Source organism: Mesotoga sp. (assembly GCF_035363035.1).
Classification (GTDB): domain Bacteria; phylum Thermotogota; class Thermotogae; order Petrotogales; family Kosmotogaceae; genus Mesotoga.
This window is the reverse complement of sequence record NZ_DAOSEH010000070.1, coordinates 1-11,490: the sequence shown is the minus strand read 5'-3', so window position 1 is coordinate 11,490 and position 11,490 is coordinate 1. Positions and strand designations below refer to the sequence as shown.

9 protein-coding genes and 1 tRNA gene are annotated in these 11,490 nt (G+C 47.1%); 9 read left to right on the top strand and 1 reads right to left on the bottom strand.

The features are described from left to right. The 3 genes from PKX57_RS09505 to PKX57_RS09495 all read left to right on the top strand — a co-directional run. A partial coding sequence (locus PKX57_RS09505; RefSeq protein ID WP_472416980.1) for a DUF4912 domain-containing protein occupies positions 1 to 671 on the top strand: 671 nt, incomplete at its 5' end. Positions 672 to 675: 4 nt separating this feature from the next. Next, positions 676 to 2,280 carry a glycoside hydrolase family 57 protein gene (locus PKX57_RS09500; protein WP_472411449.1) on the top strand — a complete coding sequence of 535 codons (1,605 nt, stop codon included), beginning with the start codon at positions 676 to 678 and terminating at the stop codon, positions 2,278 to 2,280. A gap of 144 nt (positions 2,281 to 2,424) precedes the next feature. Continuing rightward, entirely contained in the window at positions 2,425 to 4,476 is a 2,052-nt protein-coding gene (locus tag PKX57_RS09495) for a peptidylprolyl isomerase (protein WP_472416978.1), read from the top strand. Positions 4,477 to 4,513: 37 nt separating this feature from the next. On the opposite strand, the gene PKX57_RS09490 is transcribed toward PKX57_RS09495, so the two are convergent. Then, positions 4,514 to 4,589: transfer RNA gene (locus tag PKX57_RS09490), tRNA-Gln, on the bottom strand. 64 nt (positions 4,590 to 4,653) lie between these two features. Between PKX57_RS09490 and PKX57_RS09485 the strand changes: the two genes are divergently transcribed. From PKX57_RS09485 to PKX57_RS09460, 6 genes are all read left to right on the top strand, one after another. Beyond that, positions 4,654 to 6,318, top strand: a complete 1,665-nt coding sequence (locus PKX57_RS09485) for a nucleoside kinase (protein ID WP_213919871.1) — start codon at positions 4,654 to 4,656, stop codon at positions 6,316 to 6,318. A gap of 29 nt (positions 6,319 to 6,347) precedes the next feature. Continuing rightward, entirely contained in the window at positions 6,348 to 6,623 is a 276-nt protein-coding gene (locus tag PKX57_RS09480; RefSeq protein ID WP_213919872.1) for a metal-sensing transcriptional repressor, read from the top strand. Beyond that, positions 6,624 to 7,400: a methyltransferase domain-containing protein gene (locus tag PKX57_RS09475; protein ID WP_213919873.1), complete on the top strand. Its 777-nt coding sequence runs from the start codon at positions 6,624 to 6,626 to the stop codon at positions 7,398 to 7,400. After that, positions 7,397 to 8,635 carry a S41 family peptidase gene (locus PKX57_RS09470; protein WP_213919874.1) on the top strand — a complete coding sequence of 413 codons (1,239 nt, stop codon included), beginning with the start codon at positions 7,397 to 7,399 and terminating at the stop codon, positions 8,633 to 8,635. The genes PKX57_RS09475 and PKX57_RS09470 overlap by 4 nt, the downstream gene beginning before the upstream one ends. Further along, positions 8,632 to 9,306 (top strand): hypothetical protein, encoded by a 675-nt coding sequence (locus PKX57_RS09465; protein ID WP_213919875.1) that lies wholly within the window; start codon positions 8,632 to 8,634, stop codon positions 9,304 to 9,306. Before PKX57_RS09470 ends, PKX57_RS09465 begins: the two co-directional genes overlap by 4 nt. A 102-nt stretch (positions 9,307 to 9,408) precedes the next feature. Next, positions 9,409 to 11,490, top strand: a 2,082-nt coding sequence (locus PKX57_RS09460) for an efflux RND transporter permease subunit (protein ID WP_472416976.1), incomplete at its 3' end; no start/stop codon positions are given.

Here is an 11,490-nt window from a genome sequence, read left to right as displayed (position 1 = left end):
ACGCGAAGATGCTCGGTGTTCATCTTAAGAGAACCATGGGCAAAAAGGATATCGCCAGGGCTCTGGCGAAACTCTCGGATAAAGATGTACCGGTGAGCAGTCAGACCGTTGTGGCGACTCCCTCGGAAAGTAAAAGACCTTCAAAGCCTGTAAACGTTGATCTTCCCAGGACTTATTTCACCGATTCTATAACATTGCATCCGGTAAATCCTTACTGGGTATATATTAAATGGGACTTCTCCAAAGAGACCAGAGAACGCTTAGATGAACTCGGAAACGATATCTTTGTGAGAGTTAGCGACATCACCAACATAATCTACGATGGAAAAAACGCCAACAGATATAAAGAAGCGAAGATCCTATCGGAGGAAGGTAACTGGTACTTTCAGGTAGATTTTCCCGACGCCGACTATATCGCGGAGATAGGGTATTACGCCGGAGAGCTTTTCGTAGGTTTCATGAAATCAAAAATCGCCCGGACTCCAAGAAACACTCCACAATTCACCGATCAAGAAACCTGGGTGGATCTATCGAAAGGCTCTAAAAAGGAAGTTAGAGTTTCGGTTGAAGCGGCGGAGACCTCTCTATCGATCAGGTCGTCAGGCCCGTCGGACAACCCGTCTTCCGAAGAATTCATCAAAAGTATTTCCAAGTCTAGAAGCGGGAGATGATAAGATGAGAAAAGGTAAATTCGTGCTGATGCTCCATGCCCATCTTCCCTTCATAAATCATCCGGACTTTCCGAGCTTCATGGAAGAACGCTGGCTCTTCGAGGCGATAACGGAGACTTATATCCCGCTAATTCGGGCTTTCAATCGCTTGAAGAACGACGGTATCAACTTCAGGGTGAGCATGAGTATAACTCCTCCACTGATGGAAATGTTCGCCAACGCGGATTTGCAAAAGAAGTACCTCAAGTATCTCGATTTATCAATAGAACTTGCCGAGAAGGAGATCGAGCGAACAATCTCTGAAAACCCCGCCAGCCACAGGCTGGCGAAACACTATCTCAAAGAACTCGAAGAAACCAAGTCGGTATATCTACGCTGCAACGGCGACCTTTCGGGGGAGTTTGCTCAACTTCAGGAGACGGGCAACCTTGAAATCGTTACCTGCAACGCCACACATGGTTTTCTTCCCCTAATGACACAGTACCCGGAAGCCGTGAACGCTCAGATCGGAGTGGGAGTGGATACCTACAAAAGGCACATGGGTAAGCCTCCAAAAGGAATCTGGCTGGCAGAGTGCGGTTACGTTCCAGGAATAGATTCTTACTTGAGAGAGTGGGGCCTCTCATTCTTCTTCGTGGATTCACACGGGCTGTGGTATGGAGATCCCGCTCCAAGATACGGTGTTTATAGACCTGTCATGACTCCAGAGGGCGTGTTTGTCTTTGCAAGAGATCCGGAGTCAAGCCAACAGGTGTGGAGCGCAGAAGTCGGGTACCCCGGAGATTCCAGATACAGAGAGTTCTATAGAGATGTTGGGTTCGATAGAGAAGAGGATTACATAAGACCCTACATAGACCCCAGCGGCGAGCGATGCAACACAGGTATCAAGTACTACAGAATAACGGGCAAGGATGTTTCTTTGAATGAAAAGAGCTATTACGATTTCGAAGAAGCTAAGAAGGCCACCAGGGAACACGCTAAAGACTTCGCAAGCAGAAAGCGTGAGCAGATCAAGAGGCTTTCCGAGCAGTTCGATGGTGTGAGCCCCGTAATTGTCGCTCCTTTTGACGCTGAGCTTTTCGGTCACTGGTGGTACGAAGGGCCTCTCTTCATAGAGGAGCTTTTCAGAGAATTGAACGGAGACGATACCGTGATCTGCGCGACACCGCCGGAGGTAATCGATTCGATGGGCGAAGTCCAGTGCGTCACACCAAACATCTCCACGTGGGGCGCAAACGGTTATAACGAAGTGTGGCTGAACGGAAGAAACGACTGGATTTACAGGCATCTCGATGAAGGTGTCAGAAGAGTGATCGAACTCGCAAGGAAATACAAAAAAACGGAAGACAAACTCAAAATAAGGGCTTTGAATCAGATGGCCAGAGAATTGCTCCTGGCGCAATCGAGCGATTGGGCTTTCATAATAACAACCAATACGACTGTTGAGTATGCCGTTAACCGTACTAAGACGCATATAAATAGACTTCTCACTCTTTATGGAGAAGTAGAGTCGAATACCATAGATGAAGAGAGACTCAAAACACTGGAATGGATAGACGGTATCTTCTCTTCGATCGACTTCAGAGTCTACTCCAGGCAGGTTGGTTAGTCTTCGATACACAATAATCGTTTTCTTCAAATGTGCGTTAACAAGTAAATTGTGGCTGTGGTATAATTCCTGAAGGCGGGGGAGGCTTATTACCTCCCCTTGTTGGTTGTAGAGTATCGGTACGTGGAGGGAGTTGAAAAGTAGATGTCGGCAAAGAAGCCAAGAAGAAACACCAATTTTATGAAATCAATTCAACGCCCGGTAGTATGGGCCGTGGCCATACTGTTCGGGATCGGAATCGTCTGGTGGACGGTTGCCCAGTACCTCGGAAGCGGTTCTCAGAATAATACGCAGAACGTCGATCAGACAGCTAAGTTCGAAGAAATGGTCGGTGGACTCACCAGGGATGGAACTCCGGTGACCGATTCCAGGTACTGGATCAATTATTCGGAATACGAGATTTCAGCTAGAGATACCCTGAGCAATATCAGGAGTCAGGGTTACAATCTGGATCCATACTTTGAGATTGAAAACAATCCCAGCGAGATGGGAATAAGATATGAAATTTTCAGATCTCTCGTAGATCAGAAAACCCTTTTGCTATACGCCGTTGAGAACAACGCAGTTCCCACCGCCGAACAGATAAAATCCGAGAGCGATCGCATAGTCAATCAGTACGTGGGCGATGAGAACACCAAGGCCGCCATAATCTATCAGTACGGATCGGTAGAGGCCTTCTCGGAAATAGTGCGGGATTATGTATCGACACAACTTCTCTCGTTGAATGTTCAGGCTAAGGCGCTTCCTAACATCGAAGAAGATTTCAAGCAGTATGTGGCAGATAACATGGTCGACCTCAAGTCAGAATACGAAAAGGTAACCGCCAGCCATATTCTCGTAACCGAAGAAGCCAGCGCTCTCGAGCTTAAGGTCAAGATCGAAGAAGGGGCTCTGTCTTTCTCTCAGGCCGCCAGCGAATTTTCCATAGATACCGGTTCCGCGATTGACGGCGGTAATCTGGGCGAGTTTGGGCACGGACAGATGGTGAAGGAATTCGAAGATGCCGCTTTTGCGGCAACTCCTGGAGTCATCACAGGACCTGTTATATCACAGTTCGGCTATCACCTGATAGACGTGGCGACCAAGACGACCTTCGATACGTACGAAGAGTTCGTAAAAGTAGCGGGATACGATACTGAGTACTCCCAGTACAGTAATGAACGCTTCGCGTCGTGGCTTTCCGGTTATAAGGAGGAGAATAAACTCTCCTACGCCATCAACGATCCGGACCTAAAGATGTACGAGAAATTCGCCAACAGCAGAAACGATTCCGAGAGTTCGCAAAAGCTCATGACTGAGCTTCAGAACGAGTATTTCGACGGCGAAGGCAACGTATTGATAGGTGATTCATACCTACCGATGGTTATCTACACCGAACTCGCGGACGACAGAGCTTCTGAACTCAGGAATGAAGTCCTCGATCTGGAGGACCTTAAAGGTATATTGACCACTGTTCCGGCGAGTATAACTTCCCTATCCAGAGAAGAGATCGCGGCTCAGCTTGAAACCACCCCGTCTACGGATTCGATAATGAGGGTATACCTTTCCAATTCGCAGAGAGCGTACGATTACCTCGACAAGTACGGCTTATCGGAACTGACTGATGTGGAGAAACTGCTCTCGGAAAAGAACGAAGTGTATGACAGGACCAACACTTATTTCGAAAACAGTGTAAAGTTTTTGTACTCGGCGATGCCCAATTCCTCGCAGGTGATAAACTACATGTACAGGATAGATGGAAATGATCCGAAGATCGTATATCTCTATAACGAGAGCATCTACAACAGAAATATCAGGCCGCTCTTGGAGAATCCTACGCTTCTGGATAGCTATCTCCAGTACTACGGTCAGTACTTTGGAGCCCAGGCCGTTTCTCTTTTAATCGATTCTCCCGTTCAAAGCGTCGAAAGCGACCTGAACATGAAAATACTCAACATTACGGACGTTGCAACGGATCTTAAAGTCAGCACACTCTATCTGCTGGTGGATATGTACGAGAAACTCGCGAATATACAGAAAAACGAACAGATGATGCGGATGTACCTCATAGGTGAGATGAGTTACCTGGAGATGCTTCTGGAACTGTATCCCGATGATGCGGCGTTAAAATCGACGATAGAGACCGTTCAGTTCCAGATATCAGAGCTGGCAACGGGCACCGGCACTACTACGGAAGCTACCGGAACGGAAAACTGATACATACCAAAAAGGGTGGCCGAAGCCACCCTTTTTCTGGCTGGGGCGGCAGGATTCGAACCTACGGATGTCAGAGCCAAAATCTGATGCCTTACCAGCTTGGCGACGCCCCATCGCTAGTAGATTTTAGCATCGGCTTTCGATGCTGTCAACGATTCAGGAAGCGGTGATAAGAGTATGACAAAGAAAACAATACGAATCAAAGGAATCGAGGAATCGATTCCGGTGTCCGAAGGAACGACCTTTCAGGATCTGGCTTGCCGGTTTTCCGGCAGGTACGGGTCTCCAATAATGGCTGTGAAATCCGGAAACTCTCTTTTTGAACTCTGTAGACTTGTGGGCGAGGAGAAGGAGATCGAATTCGTCGATCTCAGTTCACTCGATGGGATAAGGATCTATACCAGGGGAGCCATATTTATACTCTTCATGGCTGTCAGGGAGCTACTCGGAAAGGTCTCGCTTGATGTTCATCATTCGAGGGGTTCCGGCTTGATCTGTGAAATAGAGGGTGTCGTTGCGAACCGGGAACTCCTGGAGAAAATCGAGGAAAAGATGAGAGAGATAGCCCAAGAAAACGTCCCGTTCATAAAGGATACCATAGGAAAGTTCGAGGCTATAAGGATTTTCAGGGAAGACGGCCAGATAGATAAGGCTCTTCTCTTCAAGTATCGAAAAAAATCCACAGTGAATATATACCGATGCAAAGATTACCTGAACTATTTTTACGGTTATATGCCTTTCTCCACGGGATCTGTGGGTTATTTCTCGCTCATACCTTACGGCAACTATTTCGTGTTGAACCTGCCTTCGGCGAGCGAACCTCACGCCTTACCGGATTTCGTGGATCAACCGAAAATTTCCAGTATCTTTCTAGAACACGAACGCTGGGGAAGCATACTAGGGGTTAAGACGATAGGCGAATTGAATGAAATAATAAGCAAGGGATACGGTGAAACGAGAGAGATGATAAATGTTGCCGAAGCTCTCCATGAGAAGAAGATAGCAGGAATTGCCGATCAGATAGAGAGCCGCGAGAGTGTGAGGGTTATCCTTGTTGCCGGGCCGTCGAGCTCGGGGAAGACCACCTTTTCAAAGCGGCTCATGTTGCAATTGAGAGTGCTGGGAATGAATCCGATCCAGATCTCACTGGACGATTACTTCTTCGATAGGAAGGACACCCCGCTGGATGAAAAGGGAAATTACGACTTCGAATCGATATACGCGCTAAATATCGAGCTCTTCAACAGACAGATGGGTGAACTACTCGAGGGTAGAGAGGTATTGCTTCCAAAGTTCGATTTCCTTCTCGGGAAGAGCGGTTTTCAGGAAAAGGCCGTTTCGATAAGCCACGATCAGCCGATAATCGTGGAAGGTATTCACGGTCTGAACGAGCTACTGACGGCTTCGATCCCGAAAGAAAGAAAATTCAAGATATACGTGAGCGCGCTAACACAGCTGAACATAGATAACATGAACAGAATTCCAACCACCGATGTCAGATTATTGCGCAGAATAGTCAGAGACAACAGGTTCAGGGGACATTCGGCTCTGGATACGATAAGGATGTGGTCGAGTGTCAGAAGGGGCGAGGACAGGTACATTTTTCCCTTCCAGGAAGAGGCCGATGCTATGTTCAACTCCGCACTGGCTTACGAGCTGGGTATCCTTAAGAGTTTCGCAGAACCTCTCCTTGTCCAGATAGACGATTCGGTACCCGAGTTCGTAGAAGCGAAAAGGCTTTTGAGGTTCATAGATTACTTTTTGCCCATCACCAATCTCGAGGATGTGCCAAGAACTTCCATAATAAAGGAATTCATCGGCGGTAGTGTGTTCAGTTACTGAAGAAACTGAAGAAATAAAGGAGAGAGGAAATGCAGGGTGTGGATGAGAGTACAAGAAAGGCTGTCCTTAACAGGTTGAAGAGGATCGAGGGACAGATCAGGGGTCTGCAAAAGATGGTTGAGAATGACAGAGTTTGCGGCGACATTCTCACACAGGTTTCCGCAGTCAATTCGGCTCTCTCTAGGGTTTCGGAGATGATAATCAAAGGTTACGCCAGAAAATGCGTTATTGAGGCCAACGAAGCCGGTAAAACCGAAGAGCTGGATAATCTGATCGAAAACATTATCAAATTGAGAGGAATCTGAATGATAAGAGCCGGCGATAGAGTTGTGATTCTACTCGAAGATGAAGAGACGAGGCTTTTCGCAGAAGTTAGGGAAGGAGAAGTCCTGACGACCCATTACGGGAATCTGATCATGTCCTCTCTAGCCGGTATGGAGTACGGTTCTTTCGTATCGCTGGGATTCAAGGGAGCTTATGTGTTGAGGCCGTCCTTCATGGATGGAATCCTATCCCTTAAGCGTTCCACACAGATAGTCTATCCGAAAGATATCGCTTTCATTACGCTCAATCTCGACGTCAAAGATGGGGATGTGGTTTATGAAGCGGGAACTGGAACCGGTGTAATGACTTCTGTCTTTTCCAGGCTGGTGGGAAGTTCTGGACGGGTGATAACCTACGAAAAAAGAAGTGATTTCGTCATGAGAGCGCGCGAAAATGTGGCCGCTCTCGGAAAGATAGAGAGGGTGACTTTTTTCCCGGAGGATATAGAAAGGTGTGACGAAGAGAACGTGGCCGATTCATTCTTTCTTGATGTACCCGACCCTCTGGCAGTAATGGACAGGGCAGTTTCGATACTGAAAGGCGGCGGTAGAATCTGCGTTCTATGCCCGACGACCAATCAAGTTCAAGAATCCATAAGACTTCTGGGAGAGCTTAATATCGTCGATATTCAGATGTGGGAGATAATGGCGAGAAATTATAAAACTAATCCCGATAGATTGAGACCCGAGGACCGTATGGTGGGGCATACGGCATTCCTTATTTTTGGTGTGAAGATCAAGAGGAGGAGTAGATCATGAAAAAGAATAAACTTTTAAAAACCGTTGGAGTTATCTCTGTGCTTGTCGGTGTCTTCTTTTTGGGAGCTTTTACCTCTTTATCGTACGAGAATATGCTCGATAAGTTCAGTCCGATGTTCGAAATATTGACCTATATAGACAGAAATTACTACGATATCGAGAAGGTTGACTACGACAACATTCTGGATGAAGTGCTTACAGGTACTATGCGGGGACTGGAAGATCCATTCGCCTGGTATTTCGATCCGGTGGAGACCAAGGAAAACGAAATAGATACCAGTTCAAAGTACGGGGGTATCGGATCGGTAGTACAGTACAACATCGAGTTCGAATGTCTGCAGGTCGTTTCACCAATGGCCGGAAGTCCCTCCGAGAGGATCGGACTCAGAGCGGGAGACCTGATCATAACGATAGACGGGACACCCGTTTCGGAAACGGGCTATTATGAATCGGTTAACATGTTGAGGGGAGAGCCCGGCACAACAGTCATCCTTGAAGTTTACAGGGAGGGATTTACCGAGACGAAGTTCTTTGAAATCACCAGGGAGATAATCGAAATCAAGAGCGTTAAAAGCGAGATCATCGATTTCGAGGGATCTAGTATTTCATACATACAGATAACGGGGTTCAACGCGCCCACGTACGAAGAGTTTCAAAATGCCCTCGATCTCACCAGAGATAGCCAGGCCTACATATTCGACCTTAGAAACAATCCCGGAGGCCTTTTGCAGAGCGTTCTGAACATTTCCTCCTTGATACTTCCCAAAGGACAGCGGGTTATAACCATAAGGTACAGGGACGGACAGGAGGAAATCTACAATTCCTGGGGTTCACGTTACAACAGTTATTTCACAAATAAACCGATAGTGGTGCTTGTTAACGAGGGAAGCGCTTCGGCATCCGAAATACTCACAGGAGCCCTAAAGGACCACGATATAGCGACGGTAATAGGTACGAAGACTTTCGGTAAAGCGGCCGTGCAGACGGTGTACAATCTCTCCAACGGTGGCGAGATATGGTTGCCGACGGCCCATTACTTCACCCCGAACGGAGACGACATACATCTCGTGGGCATAGAACCGAACATTACGGTCGAAGCGACTGCGGTCTCTCTGGAAGACGAAAACAGGGCGCTAACCCTGTCAACTGCGGCAGTAGATATAGAAAACGACGCGCAGCTATTTGCGGCCCTCGAAGCGATCGCTCAGATGCTGGGGGTTGGTGTGGCCAATTGAAATTTAGGAAGGCCACCATACTCTTTTCACTGGTTGCGCTGGCATTTGGTCTTGCGGCTATGATTTTCACGTTTTATCCGGCGGTTCAGGAAGTCGGGAGCAGAAAGTCCTCTCCCGACTTTTCTATCAGAAACAGTATATTTCCTTACTTACAGGACTTCAAAAAGCATCTTGAAAGCGTGCAGGAATTCAGCTCGATATTGAAAGAGCTCGAGAAGGAAAAAGCTGGAGCCTGGCTGATATCACTGGAGAACGGTGAAAAGAGGTTCATATGTCCATACACCGATACCTACAACAAACTCCGTACTCTATTGCTGGTCGAAACCGGTAGCGGTGGCACCAGAACTGTGACTACCACGAAGTACTTCGGCAACGATGTTACCAGAAGCGAAGTTGTGGAATACGGTGGTTTTTATCTGGATTACGTCCCGTCGTACTCGCTGATAATGGAAAGCGATTACCAGAGATACCTTCAAGAAGGCTATACATTCAACAAAGTTTACAATGCCAACGCCTTCAGTTTGGGTCGGTTCGTTTCGGATGTTTTCCAGGGTATAGGACCGGTAATAGTGCTTAAGGAAGGCGCGAGTCTTTCGGAGCGATTCTTCGATGTAATAGAACGTTATTCGATACCTTTCATGCCGGTGAGATACTTCTTGAGAAAGGCATGAAACTCTTTAGCATACAAATCAAAAGAGGCCACTGTACTCTGAAGTGGATTTACGATAGTATATAAGAGAATTCGGCCAGGACGATTCATGAGTGGTGATAGCGTGGACAGACTCAGTGAGTTCATAATTCGGCATCGGGCGGCTGTGGTAGTTTTTTTTGGAATTCTGGGGATTTTTGGAGCTTTCCTCTCTTCCAAACTCAGTATTGATTCCGATCTGATGAAGATACTTCCCGAAGACGATCCAGTCATAAGGCAATATGAGAGTTTCATAGAGGGCAACTCCTCCAGAGATGTGACTTATATCGTTATCAAAAGCGACGACAAGTCTCCCGGGGGAATCGACAACCTGATGGCCGCTGCACGGGAAATCTTTGACAGTGTCGACCAGTTAAACAGTATAGAGGCTTTCGTAAGGTTCGATGTAATTTCGGACCTCGGACCGCTCGGCTTTGTGCTTATAGATTCCTCTGAACTTGAATCGTTGAGCGGTTCCAATCAGGATATGGTCAGAAACGTACAGAGACTCGTCAATTACGACTTTTCGGCCATACACAGCATCGGCGAGATGCTGGCCGGGTTCGATGGATTCAAAGATATGCTGAAAGAGGATGAGAGCGCGGGGCGTTTTGAGAATTTCATCAGGCTCCCGGAAAGTATCCCTCAGAAAGACCCGATGATCCTGGTCATGGGTTTCAAGCTCGACGGTCCCTCGTCAGATGTGGCGTACGTGGCCCGTGTAATTCCGGCTCTCCGGAAATGGATAAGCGAAAAACTCGAACCGTACGACCTTACCTACGGAATGGCCGGCGATCATTTCGGCACTTACGATTCCCACAGACAGGCAACTGACGATTTCATGCTAACAACCGTGATCTCTTTGACCGGTATATCGCTGCTCTTCCTGCTCGCCTACTCGAGCTTTAAAATCACTCTCTTCGTGTTTTCATCACTGGCGGTTTCTATGTTCATAACTCTGGGAGCGGCTTACCTTATTTTTGGATCGCTGAACATAATTACCTCTTTCGTAACCTCCATAACTCTGGGCCTCGGTATCGATTACGGAATTCATATGATCACCAGGCTTTCCGACGGCGCAAAGAAAGAGAGAAATTCGCAGAGACTCCTCAGGGAGGCTTACAAATCTCTTTTGAAGCCTTTGATGGCAAGCATGCTAACGACGGCCGCCGTTTTCGTGATACTCGCGTTGATCGATTCCCCGGCAGTCAGGGAGCTTGGAATACTCACTTCTTTCGGCATAGTTATATTTTTCATCGTTATGATTACGTTTTTACCCGCGCTGAGTATAAAAACCGTCATGAAACAAGGAAGATCGGCAAACATCCACCTTTTAGATCGATTTTTTTTACGGCTGGCGAGGTTGATAAGGAAACTCGGTGTGGTTTCCGGTGGTATCGTCTTCATACTTATACTTTCTCTAGGTTATCTCGGTTATATAAGCATTACCAATTTTTCCTACACTCCGCCGGGATTGATGGCCACCGATTCCGAACAGATAGCCGTTCCGGCGTTGATCGAAAGAACGTTCGGAGGAAGTATCCTGAACTCAGTTCCATTCATGGTCGGTGACGTTGAATCTTTGAGACGCGCACATGAAAATCTAAACAACAATCCGAACATAAGGAGTGTATTCTCCGTGCTCTCGATTCTGGAAGATGGAAGTCAGGATCAGGTGAACAGAATACAATCGATCACGAGACAGATAAATTCGATGCGCAACTCGCCGCTTGTGGAGGCACTGCTCAAGAAAGCACAGTACTACGATTTCATGATTGAACTTCTCGATAAGGCCGAAGGTGTGAAAAGCTCCGACGAACTCATCGACTTAATTGCAGAGGTCATACCAGACAGTCTAAAGGAGAGGGTTCTTTACGAAGATGGCCAGGGAAAGAGATACTTCGTTATCAACGCCGAGCCGACATCTATTATCTACAGAAACAACGTGATCAAAATCCTTTTCGACAGTGTGGGTGAAGAGCTCAGGGAAGCCGCCGGTGGTTACCCGAAAGTCTTTTATTACCTGATGGATGTTGTACGGAAGATATCGATTCCAGTTACACTCTTCGCGTTTGTAATAGTTTTTTTGATAGTGACCATCGAAAGGAAGAGCCTGTTCGACGGGTTGAAACTCTTCGCCTTGATGGTTGGCATTCTGATGACGATG